This is a genomic window from Methylomonas koyamae, from assembly GCF_006483455.1.
In the GTDB taxonomy this organism is placed as follows: domain Bacteria; phylum Pseudomonadota; class Gammaproteobacteria; order Methylococcales; family Methylomonadaceae; genus Methylomonas; species Methylomonas koyamae_B.
Map to the genome: position 1 here is coordinate 41,933 of NZ_PPPU01000029.1, position 18,070 is coordinate 60,002.

The 18,070-nt window shown below is 55.4% G+C and carries 17 protein-coding genes; 2 read left to right on the forward strand and 15 right to left on the reverse strand.

From position 1 onward, the window contains the following. Positions 1 to 387: 387 nt before the first annotated feature. The 5 genes from C2U68_RS15840 to C2U68_RS15865 all read right to left on the reverse strand — a co-directional run bounded on the left by C2U68_RS15840 (position 388) and on the right by C2U68_RS15865 (position 6,487). Positions 388 to 1,359 carry a DUF3644 domain-containing protein gene (locus C2U68_RS15840; RefSeq protein WP_222101922.1) on the reverse strand — a complete coding sequence of 324 codons (972 nt, stop codon included), beginning with the start codon at positions 1,357 to 1,359 and terminating at the stop codon, positions 388 to 390. 444 nt (positions 1,360 to 1,803) lie between these two features. Then, entirely contained in the window at positions 1,804 to 2,028 is a 225-nt protein-coding gene (locus tag C2U68_RS15850) for a sulfurtransferase TusA family protein (RefSeq protein WP_140913449.1), read from the reverse strand. Then, positions 2,025 to 3,068: a tRNA (5-methylaminomethyl-2-thiouridylate)-methyltransferase gene (locus C2U68_RS15855; protein ID WP_140913450.1), complete on the reverse strand. Its 1,044-nt coding sequence runs from the start codon at positions 3,066 to 3,068 to the stop codon at positions 2,025 to 2,027. Before C2U68_RS15855 ends, C2U68_RS15850 begins: the two co-directional genes overlap by 4 nt. A gap of 168 nt (positions 3,069 to 3,236) precedes the next feature. After that, positions 3,237 to 3,869 (reverse strand): response regulator transcription factor, encoded by a 633-nt coding sequence (locus C2U68_RS15860; RefSeq protein ID WP_140913451.1) that lies wholly within the window; start codon positions 3,867 to 3,869, stop codon positions 3,237 to 3,239. Beyond that, on the reverse strand, positions 3,866 to 6,487 hold the full coding sequence (locus C2U68_RS15865; protein ID WP_140913452.1) for a PAS domain-containing protein: 2,622 nt from the start codon (positions 6,485 to 6,487) through the stop codon (positions 3,866 to 3,868). Before C2U68_RS15865 ends, C2U68_RS15860 begins: the two co-directional genes overlap by 4 nt. 158 nt (positions 6,488 to 6,645) lie before the next feature. On the opposite strand from C2U68_RS15865, the gene C2U68_RS15870 reads away from it, so the two are divergent. Further along, positions 6,646 to 7,800 (forward strand): PilT/PilU family type 4a pilus ATPase, encoded by a 1,155-nt coding sequence (locus tag C2U68_RS15870; protein WP_140913453.1) that lies wholly within the window; start codon positions 6,646 to 6,648, stop codon positions 7,798 to 7,800. An 18-nt stretch (positions 7,801 to 7,818) separates the two neighbouring features. Here C2U68_RS15870 and C2U68_RS15875 read toward each other — a convergent pair whose 3' ends face one another. From C2U68_RS15875 to C2U68_RS15885, 4 genes are read right to left on the reverse strand one after another with little or no spacing between them, the layout of a single operon-like run. Then, on the reverse strand, positions 7,819 to 8,142 hold the full coding sequence (locus tag C2U68_RS15875; RefSeq protein WP_140913454.1) for an NGG1p interacting factor NIF3: 324 nt from the start codon (positions 8,140 to 8,142) through the stop codon (positions 7,819 to 7,821). 45 nt (positions 8,143 to 8,187) lie between these two features. Then, a complete protein-coding gene (locus C2U68_RS21265; RefSeq protein WP_186289641.1) occupies positions 8,188 to 8,337 on the reverse strand; it encodes a hypothetical protein in 150 nt (49 codons plus the stop codon). 12 nt (positions 8,338 to 8,349) lie between these two features. Then, positions 8,350 to 8,979: a transcriptional repressor LexA gene (gene lexA, locus C2U68_RS15880; RefSeq protein WP_140913455.1), complete on the reverse strand. Its 630-nt coding sequence runs from the start codon at positions 8,977 to 8,979 to the stop codon at positions 8,350 to 8,352. A 56-nt stretch (positions 8,980 to 9,035) separates the two neighbouring features. Then, complete coding sequence (locus C2U68_RS15885; RefSeq protein ID WP_140913456.1) at positions 9,036 to 9,263, reverse strand: hypothetical protein; 228 nt, start codon at positions 9,261 to 9,263, stop codon at positions 9,036 to 9,038. 297 nt (positions 9,264 to 9,560) lie between these two features. Between C2U68_RS15885 and ftsH the strand changes: the two genes are divergently transcribed. Further along, positions 9,561 to 11,468, forward strand: coding sequence for an ATP-dependent zinc metalloprotease FtsH (gene ftsH, locus C2U68_RS15890; RefSeq protein ID WP_140913457.1), 1,908 nt, complete (start codon positions 9,561 to 9,563; stop codon positions 11,466 to 11,468). Positions 11,469 to 11,543: 75 nt separating this feature from the next. Here ftsH and C2U68_RS15895 read toward each other — a convergent pair whose 3' ends face one another. From C2U68_RS15895 to C2U68_RS21270, 6 genes are all read right to left on the reverse strand, one after another. Continuing rightward, a complete protein-coding gene (locus C2U68_RS15895) occupies positions 11,544 to 12,266 on the reverse strand; it encodes a cytochrome c1 (RefSeq protein WP_140913458.1) in 723 nt (240 codons plus the stop codon). Between the two features lie 3 nt (positions 12,267 to 12,269). Next, the gene (locus tag C2U68_RS15900) at positions 12,270 to 13,667 is read right to left on the reverse strand and encodes a cytochrome b (protein ID WP_140913459.1); all 1,398 of its coding nucleotides are present in this window, start codon (positions 13,665 to 13,667) and stop codon (positions 12,270 to 12,272) included. Then, positions 13,664 to 14,263 carry a ubiquinol-cytochrome c reductase iron-sulfur subunit gene (gene petA / locus C2U68_RS15905; protein ID WP_140913460.1) on the reverse strand — a complete coding sequence of 200 codons (600 nt, stop codon included), beginning with the start codon at positions 14,261 to 14,263 and terminating at the stop codon, positions 13,664 to 13,666. The genes C2U68_RS15900 and petA overlap by 4 nt, the downstream gene beginning before the upstream one ends. 131 nt (positions 14,264 to 14,394) lie before the next feature. Beyond that, a complete protein-coding gene (gene hisC, locus C2U68_RS15910; RefSeq protein ID WP_140913461.1) occupies positions 14,395 to 15,474 on the reverse strand; it encodes a histidinol-phosphate transaminase in 1,080 nt (359 codons plus the stop codon). Between the two features lie 280 nt (positions 15,475 to 15,754). Further along, a complete protein-coding gene (locus C2U68_RS15915; protein ID WP_186289639.1) occupies positions 15,755 to 17,266 on the reverse strand; it encodes a TIM44-like domain-containing protein in 1,512 nt (503 codons plus the stop codon). Beyond that, complete coding sequence (locus C2U68_RS21270) at positions 17,263 to 17,886, reverse strand: TPM domain-containing protein (protein WP_186289640.1); 624 nt, start codon at positions 17,884 to 17,886, stop codon at positions 17,263 to 17,265. The genes C2U68_RS15915 and C2U68_RS21270 overlap by 4 nt, the downstream gene beginning before the upstream one ends. Positions 17,887 to 18,070: the final 184 nt, after the last annotated feature.

Sequence of the window (18,070 nt, forward strand, 5' to 3'; positions counted from 1 at the left end):
TCGACGGGGATCGACAGAAGGGGCTCCTGCCCCTCTGTCGATGTGCGGCATCCCTGCCGCACCCCTGCGGGCTGTTCCCGCCGAAAGCTCCGGTGCTCGGCGCGGCATACGGGACAAAACCATCCCGTAATTTGGCAAGTAATTTACACACCACAGCCTTTTGTTCAACCCTCGTAGGGTGCATTGGCGATAGCCGTAATGCACCGAACAATCGAAGGACAACATGCGGCGCAATACGGCTCCGCCTATTGACGCCCTACGGATTGCACCTTGCCGCTTTAGAAAATTTTATTATTTGCCTATTTACACCGTAGCCTCGATGTCGTGAAACGGAATCGAGCGATATAGTGTTTCGCTTTTTCAAGATCCCACTACGTTTTATCGCGGTTACTTGCTTATTTTTGTGTAATGTTTGTCGAATTCTTTCTGAATGTTAGGGTTATAAAAAGTCTTTTTCCCGCCATTTGGGTTTTTGGGGTTTAGAAGCCTTTCATAGGCAAACTTACTATCTTGTTCTAACTTTTTTCTTATCTTGTGATAACTAGCATTCATTTTGAAGTCAGTATATCGCTTCGATAATCGAGTGCTTAGGATATCGTAATCCCAAGGATACTTATCGGTGAAGTCTTCTTCCGATAAAAACACAGCTGTGGCACTTGGGTCATTAGTAATTTGAACTGGCAAGCCTGATGTGCTTTTTACTTTTTGAAATTTAACATCAATTCTTAGTGTCAAATTGTAATCACCAATACTTTTGCCGTCATAAGATTCCTCTGTCTTCTTTATGTATTCCAAAACCTTTTTTTCGCTGGCATTAAGTAAAACACCAGGAACTTCGTTGAAATTTCTAAAAAAAGAGAGCGGCATCAAGTAAAAATTATATCCAGATAAAACATCTCCAAACCAAGAAGAAACCAAATGGAGGTAGTTTTGAAGAGATGCGCTACCTAATTCTTGGATTTTCAAAGACAACAACATGTCTTCGTTGACAAAGTGTATGGAGTTATCCCTGATTTCTGTAAGTGCAGTTAGATTATCGTTTACCGCTTTATCTATCTTTACCCCGTATTCTTCGGTGACAATTCGGTACGCTTCAAACAGATTAATAGATAAGGGGTTTCCTGAGCGATTTGTTTTGGGGCGTTTTTTAGATGACTTCTTTCCGGTTTTAAGGATTTTATGTTCCATTGCATAAAGCGAAGCCAATTTGTTGCTAGCTAAGTTAAGAACTTTCGCTTTTAGAAGTAGCTCCCAAGCGTTAATACAAAGAACAGAAAAAGTCTCCTCTCGGTATTTAAAGTCTGGCTTATTGTATATTTCAATTGCTGACAATATTGCCGCGATTGATTTTTCTAACATTAACCGAGATCGTGATTTCATGGAATCAGTTTATAGAATTTAACAGGTGACTAAACGATTTTTGTATATTATTCCTGATCAGTTAAATAGGTTTTTACTATCACGACAGTTTTCCTCCCGTATGCCGCGCCGAGCACCGGAGCTTTCGGCGGGAATAGCCCGTAGGGGTGCGGCAGGGATGCCGCACATCGACAGAGGGGCAGGAAGCCCCTTCTGTCGATCCCCGTCGAAAGCGAGGAGCGCAGGACAAATCGGCAGGATAGCCGATTTGCATGCATTGCACCCGTAGGGCGAGGCACATGGATGTGCCGAGTGAGCTAAGCGGCGTCCGGGTGGCGTTTCTTTTGGTGACTTTTCTTTGGCCAAACAAAGAAAAGTTACTCGGCTGTCGGGCCGAGACCCGACATCAAATCAAGCCGTCGCGATAGCGACACAACCAAAAACTCAACCCACTTCCAAAACAATCACATACTCCCCATCACCCGCACGAGTCTCCAACACCTGATGCCCATTAATCCGACACCAGGCCGGAATATCCTGCATCACCCCTGGATCGGTGCATTCCACGGTCAATACGTCGCCGTGCTGTAAAGTCTTGACCTTGTCCTGGGTGCGGATCACCGGCAACGGGCACAACAGCCGGCGTGCGTTTAACGTGAATTCGCTCATACGAACCACTCCTCGGGAATTTGCTCGGCTGCCAACGGCGTTACGAAAATATTACGTTCGGCCCCGGCGCGGTCGCGTATCGTCACTTCGACTTGCTCGGCGTCGCGGCCCTGGCCGTAGCGGGCCAGGATTTGCCCGGCCAAGGCCAAATCGTCTTCGCCGACTTCGCCGTCGATCAGCACCAACGGTCCGCGGTGGCTGGTGCAATGCATGCTGACGAACTCTTTTTTATAGCCGCTCATGAAGCGGGCTTCGCCATCCTCGCGGGCGACGATGATTTTGAAATGCGGGCGGGGGCGAATATGGCGGCCGACCTTCAACAGCATGATGTCGTCCAGATCGTAGTCGCGCTTGCCGCGGGCCTGCCACAGGTCGGTCAATTTTAAGGAATAACTTTCGTCGGTTAGGAAGCAGCAGCCGCCGGCCGGTTGGGCGTAGTCGGCAAAACCGAATTCTTTGGCCAAGCTCATTTGCGGTTTGCGGGAGCGGCCGCTGAAGCCGAACATCTTGTCGCGGCTGATCCAGCCCTCGCGTTCCGGCAAGGTGGCCGGCAGATTTTGCGCCGACAGCGGCCGCACCAGCAGGTCGTCGGCGCCGGATTCGGCGGCGACGATCGGCATGGTCTGCTTGCGTTGCGACATCGGCCGTTGCCCGACCACTTCGCCGGTGATGATGAAATCGAAGCCGTTTTCCTGCATCCACTGCTTGGCCTTGTTGACCATGAAGATCTTGCAGTCCAGGCACGGGTTCAGATTGGCGCCGTAGCCGTGTTTGGGGTTCAGCAGCACTTGTTTGTATTCTTCGATGATATCGATGATGTGCAGCTTGATGCCGAGTTGTTCGGCTACCCACAGTGCGTTGTTACGCTTGACCTTGTCGGCATCCTGCTTGCGGATGGCGTGGGTGTGGCCTTCGACGCAAAATCCGGTAAAGAAGTTGATGCCTTCGACATGGATGCCCTGGTTCATGATGGTCTGGCAGGCTAGCATGGAATCCAGGCCGCCGGAAATCAGCGCCACGGCTTTTCGTTGTTGACTCATAACGGGGGGGAATTAACGGAAAAAACGCAGCATTATACTGCGGATTAGGCGTTCAGGGTTAAGCCGAATGCGGCGACGGGCTGTAAAAGCCCACAGATAACAAGGGCTTGCGAATGTGTCGGTTGCCGTACGCCGGGGTGAGTGCGAGCGGCGAACAGATGGCCTGGGCTATGGCTGCCAAACTTGGGCGTCGTAATAACGGATCAATTCCGCCGTATTATTGATTTGCAATTTGCCGCACAGCCGCGATTTGTAAGTGCTGACGGTTTTGTTGCTGATTGCCAGTTCCTGGCCGATTTCGGTAATGCCTTTGCCGTTGGCCAGCATTTGCAGAATTTGAAACTCGCGGGCAGACAGTTTTGGGTGAGGTTTCGATTCCGGGGCTACTATGTCGGCAAAGGCCAATTTTTCGGCCAGCTTCGGGTCGATAAAGCGTTGGCCGGTTGCGACTGCGCGGATGGCGGCCATCAGCGTTTCCGGATCGCTGTCTTTGGTCAGGTAACCTTTGGCGCCGGCCCTCAACGCCAGGCTAACGATTTGCAGTTCGTTGTGCATGCTCAACACCAGCACCGGCAGCGTCGGGAACTCCCGCCGGATCCGGCTTATCGTTTCGCAGCCGCCCGGGCCGGGCATGTTCAAATCCAGCAGAACCAGGTCTACTGTGCAGCGCTGCAGGCAGTCCAGCAGTTGTTCGCTGTTTTCGGCTTCGCCGCCAATTTCGATGTCCGCGTTCAGTGCGAACAATTGTTTGAGCCCGCTACGCACGATGGCGTGGTCGTCGGCTATGAGCAGTCGAATCATAAAAGGTATCTGTTGGGGGTGGCCGGAACCCGGACCCGAATGGTCGTGCCCGTGTCCGGGTTGCTGAGGAATTCGCTTGTGCCGCCCAGCATAATGGCGCGTTCCTGGATGCCGATCAAACCGAACGATTGGGCTTTCCTGGCGTCCGATGCAGCGAATCCCCGACCGTTATCGCAAATTTCCAGGTAGTAAAAGCCGGGCTCCATGGCGATGCGAATTTTAACCTTGTCTGCGCCGGAATGCTTCAGGACGTTGGTCAGCGACTCCTGGACAATGCGGAATAACGCCGTTGCGCATTCTTCGTCCATTTCCGGGCCGTTGTCGGGATGACTGAAATCGCAGGCAATGCCGGATTGGTCGGAGAATTTTTTGATGTGCCATTGCAGCGCCGGCACGATGCCCATTTCAAGCGCCGACGGCCGTAAGGAGGTCGCCACGTCGCGGGTGACTTCTATGGTTTTGTCCAATAACAGCATCGTATCGCGAATTTTCTCGGCCAGTTCGGCGTTGCCCTCGGCGAACCGCAGACGCATCAGCGAGATCTGCATGCGCAGCGCGGTCAGCATCTGGCCGAGTTCGTCGTGGATCTCGCGGGCGATACGCCTGCGCTCCTCTTCGCGGGCTTTTTCGCGGCGGGCGTAGAGTTGCCGCAATCGGGAGCGGGAGTATTCCAGGTCGCGTTCGATTTCTTTCAGCTCGGTAATGTCTTGCGACGTACCCACCGCGCGCAGAAACCGGCCCTGGCTGTCGAAGTCGAGTTCGGCCCGTTCCCGCAGCCATTTGAGCTGACCGTTGACCAGAATGCGGTGCTGGATATCGTACGGCGCGCCGTTCATCGCCGCCTGCCAGGCTTGGTCGATAAAAGCCCGGTCGTCCGGATGCACGCAGTCCAGGAAATGTTGGTAGGTGACGGCGGCCCCGAGCGGAGTGCCGAATATCCGGTAATTTTCGTCCGACCAATGCAAGGTGGTGCGGTCGGCGTCCAACCGCCAACTGCCCAGATGAGCCTGTGCTTGGGCGTGGGCCAGATGGGCTTCGCTGTCGCGTAAGGCGTTCTCGATGGTTTTGTAGCGGGTTACATCGATGTTAACGCCGACGATTTTTTGCTGCTCGCCGTTCGGGCCGCTGCCGACGATGGCGGCGGCCTGGATGTAGCGCAAACTGCCGTCGTTTTGGCGGCGGATGCGGAATTCCCAATGTTGTTCCCGCCTGTCGTGAATCAACTTGCGCAGTTTGGCCTTGCAGCGCGGCAAATCTTCCTGGACTACCAGTTGCGCCCAAGCCTCGTAATCGATCGGCGTGCCTTGGGCGATACCGAACATCTGATACATGCGCGGGTCCCAGTCGGCTTGACCGCTGCCAATGTCCCATTCACAGATGCCGATGGCCGAGGCCTGGGTTGCCAGCCGCAAGCGCTCGCTGTAGTTACGCAAGGTATCTTCCGCGACGCGTTGTTCGGTAATGTCTCTGGCCAATCCGGTGGTGCCGAGCACTTCGCCGCTTTCGCCGATCACCGGCGATTTGATCGTTTCAGTCCAGGTTTCGCGGCCGGCGTCGAACGCGCGTTCGGTGAGCTGGATTTGACGACGGTTCTGCATGACCTCCCGGTCCACTGCCAGATAATGTTCGGCCAGTTCGCGCGGCCAGATGTCGTAATCGGTAATACCGTCTAGCGCCTGTAGCTCTTTGATGCCGACCGCCTGCAACCAATGCTTGTTGGCTTGCAGGTAACGGCCGTCGCGGTCTTTCATCCAGGCCAGGAACGGCAGGTTGTCGTATATCGCCCGCAGGCTGGCGGCCGATTCGCCGATCCTTTTTTGGGCAGACTTCAATTCGGTGACATCGGTCACCAGTACGAAAAAACCGTTGACCCGGCCGTCGCCGTGATCGGGCAGATAGGCCGTCTGGGTGTAGCGCTCCCTGCCGGAAACATCGACGATGGTGCGTTCGAAAAACTGGGGTTCTCCGGCTAAAACTGCTTCCAGATAGGGTTGGTTCAAGCCATACAATTTATCGCCGATCACGTCGCGGATGTGCTTGCCGAGCATGCTGCTCGGCGTAAAACCGAACCACTCCTCGTAGGCCGTGTTGCCGAATCGGTTGTGCAGATTCCGGTCCCAGTAACCGATCATGGCCGGCATGTGGTTTAGAACCGCACTCAAATTCGGGCTGTGCTCCAGCACTTCGGCCGCGGATTCTGCCGGCGCAGGGGGCGGGCTCGGCGGCCGGGACGAGAATAGTAATAAGTGGGCTTGGCCTTGCCGGCTGTCGATCCGGCGAATTTTCAGCGACAGCGGGATCCAGGTATTGTCAGTGCTGCTCAGGTAAAGGTCGATCACGGCCGAAGCTTCGGCGGCATGCGAGCTAGCCGGCCACAACTCGTCTGCGATCAGGTAGCGCCGGGTCCAGTCTGCATGATATAGCGCCGGTTGCCATTCGCCGACCTTGGCGAGCTTGCGGCCGGCGAGTCCGAACAGCGATTCGGCGGCGGGATTGGCGTATAGGATCTGGTGCTTGGCGTCCAGCACCAGGACCGCGTCATCGATACTCGCGACAATGCCGTATAGCCAGTCGATTTCGGCATACGGGTCATTCAGCTTGAAACGAGTGTGGGGCATGGCGTCCGCCGCATTGTAAAAGACGCAAGGATAGACGAGTAAGCGGTGGCGATGGCAAAGATTTTCCGGACTAATTCGTGGCGGCCAATCGTCTCGGCCTTCACATGTCCGGCTGTTGACCTAAACTTTGAACATTTTTTAACGCGAGATTGGCCGGTATGGAATTTAGAGACTATTTGAAAATCCTGGTGCAGCACGACGGTTCCGATTTGTATTTGACGGCCGGCGCGCCGCCGGCCGCCAAATTCCAAGGTACCTTGAAGCCGTTGGAAAACGTCAAGCTTACCCCGGAGCGGATCAAGCAAATCGCCGACAGCGTGATGGACCACGAGCAACGCGCCAGTTTCGAGCACGTGCCGGAGATGAATCTGGCCATCACTGAAGAGGGCATCGGCCGGTTCCGGGTCAATATTTTCAAGCAGCGCAATTGTTATGCCTTGGTGATCCGCAACATCAAGGTGGATATCCCGAATGCCGATGTTTTGGGTCTGCCGCAGATTTTGAAAGACAAAATCATGGAAAAGCGCGGCCTGATTTTGTTCGTCGGCGGCACCGGCTCCGGTAAATCGACTTCGCTGGCGGCCTTGATCGATTACCGCAACAGCAATTCGTCGGGCCACATCATCACCATCGAAGATCCGATCGAATTCGTGCATCCGCATAAACGCTCGTTGGTCAATCAGCGCGAAGTCGGGGTCGATACCCTAAGCTACGAAGACGCCTTGAAGAATACGCTGCGTCAGGCGCCCGACGTGATTCTGATCGGCGAAATCCGCAGCCAGGAAACCATGGAGCATGCGTTGGCCTTTGCCGAAACCGGCCATTTATGCCTGTCGACCTTGCATGCCAATAACGCCAACCAGGCGCTGGACCGGATCATCAACTTCTTTCCGGAAGAGCGCCGGCCGCAATTGTTGATGGATTTGTCTTTGAATTTGCAGGCCTTTGTCTCGCAACGCCTGGTGCCGACCATAGAAGGCAAGCGGGTGGCGGCGATCGAAATTCTGTTAGGTACCAAACTGGTCAGTGATTTGATCCACAAGGGCGACATTCATGCCATCAAGGAAGCGATGGAAAAGTCGGAAAATATCGGTATGCAGACCTTCGACAGCCATCTGTTGAAGCTGTACAAAAGCGGCGTGATTTCGCTGGAAGAAGCGATGCGCAATTCCGATTCGCCGAACAATCTGAAACTGAAAATCAATTTGAGCGAGGGTTTGGGTTCGGCTACCAAACAAACCGGAGCGCTGGGCAGTCTGGCTTTGGAAGAGATCAGCAAGAAGGAAGGCGACGACGGCGACGAAGGCCATTGATGCCCCGTAGCGGCCGGGTTATGCCAAATCTTCCGGATTCAGGATTTTATAAATTTCGTAGGCTGGTTGTTGGTAGGGATGGCTGTCTAGCAGGGTTTGCACGGCGGTTTTGATAACGTGGTCGGCGCACACCATTTCCACCTTGTACTCGGCGACGGTTTCCAGCCGATCGATCGCGCCTAGATACGGCTCGCTGCCGGCTAAGGGGCGAAACTGGCCCTGGCCCAGCGTTTGCCAGCAGCAGCGATCGTAATCGCCGAAACGGCCGGCGCCCTGTTCGAATAGCGCTTGCTTGATGGCTTCAACGTGGCTGGCCGGCGCGTAAAAACAAAGTTTATACATGGCGCGCCGACCTCTCCCGGTGAAACCCGCTATCGGCGAAGCGCATTAGCCGGCCGCCAGCAAAAATACGCCCCACAACACGACGACCAGCGTGATTTCCTCGATCATATTGAGTGCCGCCTGACGGTCGGCGCGAATGTGCATGGCTAATTGGTTGGCTTTTTGGTCTCGCATATGGACTGATTGGCGCGGCATAAGGTTTCCTCGTTAGTGGTGGTGGGTGTAACTCCGCATTTGTCCGACCAATACGCCTTGGATTTCCACTTGCTCGGGTTTGTAGCGCAGGGCCTGCATCGTGGAATTGGCGGGTATCAGCAAGGTTTCGTGCGGATATTGCTCGATGAATTTCAATGTGGCTTCGGTCTTGTCGACCAAGGCCACCACAATCTCGCCGTTACGGGCGTGGCTGCGTTGTTCGATGACGACCCAGTCGCCGTCGAAAATACCTTCCTCCAGCATCGAATCGCCTTTGACCTGCAACACATAACAGGATTTTCCGGTTTTCAACTGTTCCGGCACTGCCATGTAGGCGATGTTTTCGATGGCTTCGATCGGTTTGCCGGCGGCGATGTATCCGACGAAGGGCAATAGCTCGGATGGCTCGCTCGGCTTGGTCATGGCCTTGGCGTATTCGGTCAAACGGATGCCGCGCTGTTTGCGCTCCGGTGCTTCGACCAAATTGGCGTCGATCAACGCCTTGATTTGGCTGTGCAGCGAACCGCGCGATTTCAAGCCCATTGCCGCGCAGAGTTCCTCCAGCGTTGGCGGATGGTTGAACTGTTCCTGGTTTTGCAGCAGGAAGTCGAAAATTTCTTGTTGTTTACGGGTAAGGTTCATTTTTGTTCTGTATTTGTTTTGTAAAAATGATATATGCAAAACAAATGCAAAACAAACTATTTTTTCAGTTCACGCGAAATGTTAACTTTGTAGCAAATCCAACCTAAAATGCCGCGACCGGTGTCGGCCAAATTGTCGCAAAGACTACAAAAAGGTGTCGCTATACCCGCGAACACGCCGGAATTGCACCAGCTTGGATCGCGCTTGCCCGTTTTTGGCACTATCGCCGTTTTTCGGTTCGGAATCGGATCGATCGCCGGCCGGAAAAGCGTATAGCGCTGCATGCTCGGCGGGTCGCAGGTATGGTTCGCAGCCGAATTCGCGTGTTGCGATCAGGTTCCGGTCACACTGCGCGGAAATGTTTTTAACGACAAAGCACCGCCCGCGAGCGGTGCTCAGGCCAGGTAAAACGGGTGTTTGGCGCTGTCGGGAAAGCCGACGGCGTGAAATTGTTACGATAATGTGCACCAATTAGGCAATTGGACTGAAATTTGCATGAATAGGATAAACAATCGACGCCTAAGCTAGTCGGCTGTTTTTCCGCCGCAGTCGCGGCTTGCATCCTCATCGGGGGGCCTATCATGAAAAAATTTCTCATCCCGCTGTTCGTCCTGGCCGGTATCGCAATTGCACTGTTTGCCGCTTTCGATCCGACCTCTTCCGCCTATCACAAGCAAAACGACGAGTCTTACTCCGACTTCATTCTCGACGTCCGTAGTAAATCGGTCGCCGAGGTTGTGATCGACGGCCGTTCTATCCGCGGCCGACGCCATAACGGTAGCGAATTCAGCACCTACAACCCCGGCGATATGCGTATGATCGACGACTTGCTGGAATATGGCGTCAAAATCAAGGTTGAAAGGCCGGAAAACGAAATGAGTTTTCTGCAAATTTTCTACTCTTGGATTCCGACCCTGTTGTTGATTGCGGTATTGATTTATTTCATGCGTAAGCAGCAAATGGGAGCCGGCGGCCAAAACGCTTTCGGCAAAAGCCGCGCCAAATTAATGACGGAAGATCAGGTCAAGGTACGTTTTGATGACGTTGCCGGCGCCGAGGAAGCCAAACAGGACGTGGTGGAATTGGTGGACTTCTTGAAAGACCCCGGTAAATACGAAGCGCTGGGCGGCAAGATTCCGCGCGGCGTATTGATGGTCGGCCCTCCGGGTACCGGTAAGACCTTGATTGCCAGAGCCATTGCCGGCGAGGCGGGTGTCCCGTTCTTCTCGATCTCCGGTTCCGATTTCGTCGAAATGTTCGTTGGCGTCGGCGCTTCGCGTGTCCGCGACTTGTTCGAAAACGCCAAGAAGCGGGCGCCGTGCATCATTTTTATCGACGAAATCGACGCGGTCGGCCGCCAACGTAGTTCCGGGAATATGGGCGGAGCAGAAGAACGCGAACAAACCTTGAACCAATTGTTGGTGGAAATGGACGGTTTCAACGGCAATGAAGGTATTATCGTCATCGCCGCCACCAACCGCGTCGACGTATTGGACAAAGCCTTACTGCGGCCGGGGCGCTTCGATCGCCAAGTGCAGGTCGGCTTGCCGGATATCAAAGGTCGCGAGCAAATCCTGAAAGTACATGCCGCCCGGGTGCCGCTGGCTGCCGATGTCGATATCAATGCGTTAGCTCGCGGTACCCCCGGATTCTCCGGGGCCGAGTTGGCCAACCTGATCAACGAAGGCGCTTTGTTTGCCGCCCGCAACAACCAGCGGGAAGTGACCATGAACGACTTGGACAAGGCGCGCGACAAAACCATCATGGGCGCGGAAAAACGCACGATGATTATGGGCCGCGAAGAACTGTTGATGACAGCCTACCATGAAGCCGGTCACGCCATCGTCGGTCGGCTGGTGCCGGAGCATGACCCGGTCTATAAAGTCAGCATCATGCCGCGCGGCGGCGCCTTGGGCATCACCATGTTCCTGCCGGAACGCGATCAATACAGCGCCAGCAAGGAAAAGCTGGAAGGCCAGATTTCCAGTCTGTTCGGCGGTCGGATCGCCGAGGCGCTGATTTACGGCAAAGACAAAGTCACTACCGGCGCCTCCAACGATATCCAGCGCGCCACCCAATTGGCGCGAAACATGGTGACCAAATGGGGTTTATCCGACCGCTTGGGGCCGATGGATTGCGGCGACAGCGATAGCGGCTATTTCGGGCCGCAGGCCAAGCCGATGTCGGAACAGATGGCTTTATTCGTCGACAAAGAAATCCGGCGGATGCTGTCCAGCAATTACCACCGCGCCGAAACCATCCTGAAGACGCATATCGATATTTTGCACAACATGGCTCAGGCCTTGCTGGATTGGGAAACCCTGGATAAGGGCCAGATCGATCAATTGATGAGCGGCAGAAAACTCTCACCGCCCAAGGTGGCGCCGGATAAGGCAAAAACCAACAAAACCAATATCGGATGGGGCGAGCCGGTCGGACCGCTACCGAACGGCGTCCCGGCGCTAGGCAGGACCCCGTTCCGGCATTGATTTAGAGGGAAGTCCGGACATAAAAAAACCGGTATCGGTGCACCGATACCGGTTTTTTGCGGTCTGGCGGAGCGTTTAGTGCACGTCTTTCCAGTATTCCTTTTTCAACAGGTAGGCCAAGACGATGAACATCAAGATAAAAAACAACACGTATTTACCCATTTGTTGCCGTTCCAGTTGTACCGGCTCGCCGACGTAGACCAGGAAATTGACCAGGTCGTTGACCAATTTGTCGAACTCTTTCGGCGACAATTGACCCGGTTGTTCCAAGTGCAGGCCGGTTACCATCTCCTGGCCCTCAACTTTGTGGATTTCGGCCGCTTGGCTGCCCTGCAATTGCCAGAACACATTGGGCATGCCCACATCCTTGAACACTGCGTTATTCACCCCCAACGGTTTCGATGGATCGTTGTAGAAGCTGCGCAGATAGCTGTATAGCCAGTCGGCGCCGCGAGAGCGGGCGATCAGCGACAAATCCGGCGGCGTGGTGCCGAACCATTTCTCTGCATCGTGCGCATTCATTGCCGAATGCATCTGATCGTAGATGCCGGCGCCCAACGGCGCGACGTTTTTCAAGATTTCCGCTTCGTCCAGTTTCAAATCCAGCGCGATACGTTTGTAACGGATATGCTTGGCCGAATGGCAGCCCAAGCAGTAGGTCACGTAATGTTTCGCACCGCGTTCCAGTGATTGGATGTCGCTCAGATCGATGTCGGCGCTGTCCAGTTTGATGCCGCCGCCGCTGGCCAGCACGTTGAAAGGCAGCAAAAACAAAAGAGTGTAGAGTGTCTTTTTCATGGCTTAGTCCAGGCTCTTTTTCAGGTTCTTTGCAAAACGAATCAGCACGGCTTGAATACCGGACCAGTTCGGGCCTTTTTTCGGAATCGTACCGCCCAAATTATCGGGAACCTGACGGACCTCCACCACTTCTTCGATCAATGCCTTGACGGCCGGAATCCGGTCTTCCAGCGTCGGTTGCGGAGTCAGATGCTCCGGTACCGGCTTGGTTTTTTCCCAGCGGGTATATAACGGCATCAACAGGAAGAAGCCGAAATAAACCGCAGTTAGTACCCGGGCTACCATTGTGGCGCCGGGGGTGGCTGGTTGCGTACCCAGATAGCCCAGGCCCACGAAGGCGATGACGAACAACAGCACCGCTTTTTTGAACAGGCCGCCACGGTAGCGGATGGATTTGACCGGGCTACGGTCCAGCCAAGGCAGCATGAACAGCACGACGATGGCGCCGCCCATGGCGATGACGCCGGCGAACTTATCCGGTACCGCACGCAAAATTGCGTAGAACGGGGTGAAATACCAGACCGGGGCGATATGTTCCGGCGTTTTTAAAGGGTCGGCCGGAATGAAGTTGGCGTGCTCCAGGAAGAAACCGCCCATTTCCGGCATGTAGAAAATTACCGTGGCAAAGAAGAACATGAACACGCCGGCGGCCATGATGTCTTTAACGGTGTAATACGGATGGAAGGGTACGCCGTCGACCGGGTTGCCTTTCCAGTTCAGGTTTTTCTTGATCTCGACGCCGTCCGGGTTGTTAGAGCCCACTTCGTGCAGTGCGACGATGTGCAGGAATACCAGGATCAGCAACACCAGCGGCACGGCAATGACGTGAAAGGCGAAGAAGCGGTTCAACGTCGCATCGGAGACCACGTAGTCGCCGCGTATCCACAGCGACAATTCGTCGCCGATCACCGGAATTGCGCTGAACAGCGAGATGATTACCTGTGCGCCCCAGTAGGACATCTGACCCCACGGTAGCAGATAGCCCATGAAGGCTTCGGCCATCAGGCAGACGAAAATCAGCATGCCGAAGATCCAGATCAGTTCGCGCGGTTGCTTGAACGAGCCGTAAACCAGACCGCGGAACATGTGCAGATAGACCACGATGAAGAACGCCGAGGCGCCGGTGGAGTGCATGTAGCGCACCAGCCAACCCCAGTTGACATCGCGCATAATGTATTCGACCGAGTCGAACGCCAGTTTGGCGTCCGGTTTGTAGTTCATCGTCAGCAGAATGCCGGTGACGAACTGGTTGACCAGTACCAGCAGCGCCAGCGAGCCGAAAAAGTACCAGATATTAAAATTTTTCGGCGCGTAGTAATGCGCCATGTGTTCGTTCCACAAATCGGAGAGTGGAAACCGCTCCAACAGCCAGTCGCTGTATTGATTCATTTTTTGCTTCATGCTGCTTTAGCCTCGCTGTCTTCGCCGATGACGATCAGATTGTCGGTTTCATACCGGTAGGGCGGAATTTCCAGATTGGTCGGCGCGGGTACGCCGCGGAATACGCGACCGGCCAAATCGAACCAGGAGCCGTGGCAGGGGCAGAAGAAACCGCCTTTCCAGTCGTTACCCAAATCGGCGGGGGCGATTTCCGGGCGGAAGGTGGGCGAGCAGCCCAAATGAGTGCACAGTCCGATCGCGACAAAAACTTCCGGCTTGATCGAGCGCACCGAGTTTTTGCTGTTCTCGGGTTGGAGGGATTCGTTGGACACCGGATCGGCCAGTTTGCTGTCCAGCGTGGCCAGCGTCGTCAACACTTCCGGAGTACGGTTCAGGACCCATACCGGTTTGCCGCGCCAAGCCACCCGGATCAATTGGCCGGGCTCCATTTTACTGATGTCGACCTCGACCGGTGCGCCTGCTGCCATGGCTTTGGCGCTGGGCTGCATTTGCGAGAGGAAGGGCACCGCCAGATAACCGGCACCCACGGCTCCAACCACCGACAGCGCCGAGGTCAGAAATTGGCGCTTTGACGTATCGACGCCTTCTTGATTCATAAAACATACTCCTGTTGCGTGACGATGTATTTTTTAGAGCTACATCAATTTTTATAATTGTCCGGCAAATATACCTTACTGGCCGTGTTTATTGAAACTGTTATTGCGCGGGGGCTGCGGCGCTTATCGGCCTAGGCCAGCGCGGCATTTAGGGCCTGCAAAAAGGCCTGGTTTTCCTGAGGTTTGCCTATCGTCGCCCGCAAGCAGTTTTCCAGCATTCCGCCCTGCGGGGACAGGTTCTTGATCAGAACGCCTTGCTGCTTCAAACCGGCAAAGACCGCATCCGCCGGTTTAGACAGTGTGCGGAATAAAATGAAATTGGCCGCGCTGGGGTAAGCTTTGACCGAATCCATGGTTTGTAAGGCCTGCATTACAATGCCGCGCTGTTCGCGGATCAGTTGGGTTTGGTCCAATAGAAACTGCGGATGGTCCAACGCAAAACATGCAGTGGCCTGGGTCAGGCAGTTGATGTTGTAAGGCAGCCGGACTTTGTTCAGTTGTGCCAGCAAGGCTGGCGGGCCGGCCAGAAATCCCAGCCGCAAACCGGCCAGGCCCAGTTTGGAAACGGTGCGCATTACCAATAGATTGTCGTGTTGCGGCAACTGTTCGATGAAGCTGGCGTCGGCGAACGGCGCATATGCCTCATCCACCACCACCAGGCCCGGCGCAGCGGCCAGGATCGCTTCGATAGCCGCCGGATCGAACAGATTGCCGGTCGGATTATTGGGATAGGCCAGGAAAATCACGGCCGGTTGTTCGGTTTCGATGGTGGCCAGCATCGCTGGCAAATCCAGATCGAAGCTTTCTGCCAATAACGGCACGCCGCGGTAGCGCAAACCCAGGCTGAGGGCGATTTGTTTATACATAACAAAGCCGGGCTCGGGCGCCAATACGGCAGCCGTATTGGGCAGGGCCATAAGCAGGATTTGAATGATTTCGTCGGACCCGTTGCCGAGCAAAATGGCGGAGTCTTCCGGGATGGCGTTGCTGCGGCGTAGCGCTGCGGCCAAGTCCTTCGCTTCCGGATCCGGATAGCGGTTCAGCGGACAGGATTTCAGATGCTCCAGCCAGGTTTGTTGGATTTCATCCGGCCATAAATAGGGGTTTTCCATCGCGTCGAGTTTGATGTAATTGCTGGCGTCGGCGACATGATACGCCGACAGCGCGAGGACTTCGCGGCGGAATAGGGTTTCGAGCGGTGGGAGCGGCATAGTGTTAAATCCGGCGGCATTGGAACGGGCGGCGGTTGGTCCTGGTTGCAAGCAGGCGGCCGCGGGGCAAAAAGTCGGCGGATTTTAACAAAGCGAGGGACGAAAGCGTAACCTTGCAAACCAGCCATCCAGCGTCCCCGTTGACGCGAATCGCCTGCTTCACTGCAGGCAAATCGGCGCGCGAATTTTAACACCGCATTGCTGCGCTCGCAAAGCCGGCTTGCTCAAGAGTTCATGAGGTGTTTGCGGCTGCAAACGTCTATTTCAAACGGCGCTCACTTTAACCGCAATACACTTCGTCCTGTTCGATCAGAAACAACACCCAGGAAAATTGGCCGGTGCTGATTTTGCTGCCGCAGTAACCGCATTCGCCGCTTTGGCCCATGTTGTCGGCCGGCGCGCCGCAGCTGGGGCATTGGCTCAGGCTGTAGGGTTTTTCTTGGCGCTCCTTACCGCTACGGCGGACGAAGGTCCAGTATTCTGAAAAACGCCTGAGCGATGTTTTCGAACCGCCGACGATCTTGCCGCCGGCGTCTTCGGTGTAGTCGTTACAGGCGGCGAAGATGCGTACCGTGATGGCCTCGTAAAATTTGTCGCTGTCGATTTTCGCCAGCACGATTTGCTCGATACGCAGATGCTCCAGTCGGTTGAACCAGCCGCGTTCGACATACATTTTCTGCCAGAAGGCATTGGTTTCGTAAAGCCGGTCCGATAACAGGTGCCGCGCGGCCTGCCAGTCGCGCCGGCTCCAGTGGCCGTATATCGCCGCAAAATAATTGCGTACCTCGTCGTTCTCGAACGGCAACCAGAATTGCTGCCACTCGGCGATGCCGTAACGCTGCTGCCAGCGGTTCATCTGTTCGATCAGGTCGGCTTGCTTGACCGTGATGGCTTGCGTGCCCTGTTCTTCGGCGTACGCCGCCAGTCCTGCCACAGCCGGCGCCGCATGGGTGGCGACCACGACCCGTTTGCCCAGGCACCACTGCGCGTCGCCCTTTTGCACGCTGGCGCCGCAATAACTGCAGACGCCGGCGTCGGTGAAATGGGCCGGCGCGCCGCATTGCGGACAGTTCACGCTTTGTATTTTCTCCGGTTCCCCCGATAACAGGCCTTTGCGCCGGTAAAACTGCCAGCGCTCGACCACGGCATAGCGCGAACGCTGGTCCTGCAAATCCAAGGTGTAATTGGCGTCGAATTCGACGGTAATCGTGTCGGTATCGCTGCCGGCAGTGCCGATTTCCAGCCAACGCAGGCTGTTGACGACGATTTCGCTGACGGTCCAGGGTTGCGAGCGTTGGAAATGGCCTTGCAACTCGGTGCTCAAGAACGGCGACAGGTAGCTGAACTCCGGCTTGGTCGAATATTCGTAGAATTTGCAGTAGAGCGAATGGGCGAAATCCAAAAACACCACCGCGGAGAAATTGGCGTCGGCCTGTTTCAATGCCGCGATTTGCTCGGCAATGCTTTGTTGGCGTTGGGCGCGGTATTGCGCCGGCGGGGCCGTCACCATGCTCCTAGCCCCGGCTTGGCTGCGAAGCACGATGATAACAATCACGACGATGATGATGAACAAAATCAAGGCTTCCAGTGACGACATCGGATGGGCGCTGCCGGACGAGTTGCCGGAGCTGTCGTGCGTGCTCCAACTGGAGCCGGAATGCGACCAGCCGCCGGAGCTGTGCGAACTCGACGAACTGTGCGAGCTGCTGGAATGACCGCCGCCAGGCCGGGCCGGCAACGGTGGAGAAATGGCCAGACCGGCCAGCGCCAGGAGCAATAGCCACTTTTTCATAAGTCGATATCCAGCCGGTCCGGCAGTTCGTTGATGTCGCCAGCGCGCACCGGCAGGTAGCGGGCGAACGCGGCAGCCGTTTTTTCCAGCGCCTGCAGCAGACACTGTTCCGGTTGGCGCTCGGCGAAGATCCGGTCGAACTCGCTTTGCAATTCCTGCCATATTGCAAGCGGGATGGCCAGCTCCAAGCCGCGGTCCGGCAACAGAAACACCCGCCGTTCCAGCAACGAGCAATACACCAGAAAGCCGGTTTTGTCCCGAGTATGTTGAATCCCGCCTTTCTGGAAAATGGCTCTGGCCATGATTTCGACGCGCTTGTCCCGTGTCGACCGCCTGACGCTGCAGCGTTTGACCGCCGGCAGCGAACCGACGCCATAGGCGAGCGCAAACATCGCCAGCGGCGCGTAATAGACCAGCCAATTCTCGAAATAAACCGGCGCGTACATTATCAGGGTGAAAGCCAACCAGGCTGCGGCCAAGCCCCATAGCAACGGTACCGAGGCATAGTCGCCGGATCGGGCGCGAAACACCACTACCGCTTCGGCCTGCGAGCCGTTTTCCAGGTTTTTGATCGCGTCCCACAGCCGGCTTTGGTAGGCCGGCGCCAAATACTGTTTCATGGGCTTGTTCCAGCTTGATCTATACTCAGAGTTGCCGCTTGGCACTTCTAATAGCCTCGGTTGCGGCCGGGGCATGGCAAATCCGTTCTGCGGCTAAGTCTAGTCGTTTTGCAGAATGGTGTTGTTCACCGGGAGTGTGCCGATCTGATGGCGGCGGTGGCGCGACGCGCCATCCGAGACCCAA

Bases quoted from the DNA above. Each gene is read 5' to 3' on its own strand.
- C2U68_RS15840 (WP_222101922.1), bottom strand. From the start codon at position 1,359: ATGTTAGAAAAATCAATCGCGGCAATATTGTCAGCAATTGAAATATAC.
- C2U68_RS15850 (WP_140913449.1), bottom strand. From the start codon at position 2,028: ATGAGCGAATTCACGTTAAACGCACGCCGGCTGTTGTGCCCGTTGCCG.
- C2U68_RS15855 (WP_140913450.1), bottom strand. From the start codon at position 3,068: ATGAGTCAACAACGAAAAGCCGTGGCGCTGATTTCCGGCGGCCTGGAT.
- C2U68_RS15860 (WP_140913451.1), bottom strand. From the start codon at position 3,869: ATGATTCGACTGCTCATAGCCGACGACCACGCCATCGTGCGTAGCGGG.
- C2U68_RS15865 (WP_140913452.1), bottom strand. From the start codon at position 6,487: ATGCCCCACACTCGTTTCAAGCTGAATGACCCGTATGCCGAAATCGAC.
- C2U68_RS15870 (WP_140913453.1), top strand. From the start codon at position 6,646: ATGGAATTTAGAGACTATTTGAAAATCCTGGTGCAGCACGACGGTTCC.
- C2U68_RS15875 (WP_140913454.1), bottom strand. From the start codon at position 8,142: ATGTATAAACTTTGTTTTTACGCGCCGGCCAGCCACGTTGAAGCCATC.
- C2U68_RS21265 (WP_186289641.1), bottom strand. From the start codon at position 8,337: ATGCCGCGCCAATCAGTCCATATGCGAGACCAAAAAGCCAACCAATTA.
- lexA (WP_140913455.1), bottom strand. From the start codon at position 8,979: ATGAACCTTACCCGTAAACAACAAGAAATTTTCGACTTCCTGCTGCAA.
- C2U68_RS15885 (WP_140913456.1), bottom strand. From the start codon at position 9,263: ATGCAGCGCTATACGCTTTTCCGGCCGGCGATCGATCCGATTCCGAAC.
- ftsH (WP_140913457.1), top strand. From the start codon at position 9,561: ATGAAAAAATTTCTCATCCCGCTGTTCGTCCTGGCCGGTATCGCAATT.
- C2U68_RS15895 (WP_140913458.1), bottom strand. From the start codon at position 12,266: ATGAAAAAGACACTCTACACTCTTTTGTTTTTGCTGCCTTTCAACGTG.
- C2U68_RS15900 (WP_140913459.1), bottom strand. From the start codon at position 13,667: ATGAAGCAAAAAATGAATCAATACAGCGACTGGCTGTTGGAGCGGTTT.
- petA (WP_140913460.1), bottom strand. From the start codon at position 14,263: ATGAATCAAGAAGGCGTCGATACGTCAAAGCGCCAATTTCTGACCTCG.
- hisC (WP_140913461.1), bottom strand. From the start codon at position 15,474: ATGCCGCTCCCACCGCTCGAAACCCTATTCCGCCGCGAAGTCCTCGCG.
- C2U68_RS15915 (WP_186289639.1), bottom strand. From the start codon at position 17,266: ATGAAAAAGTGGCTATTGCTCCTGGCGCTGGCCGGTCTGGCCATTTCT.
- C2U68_RS21270 (WP_186289640.1), bottom strand. From the start codon at position 17,886: ATGAAACAGTATTTGGCGCCGGCCTACCAAAGCCGGCTGTGGGACGCG.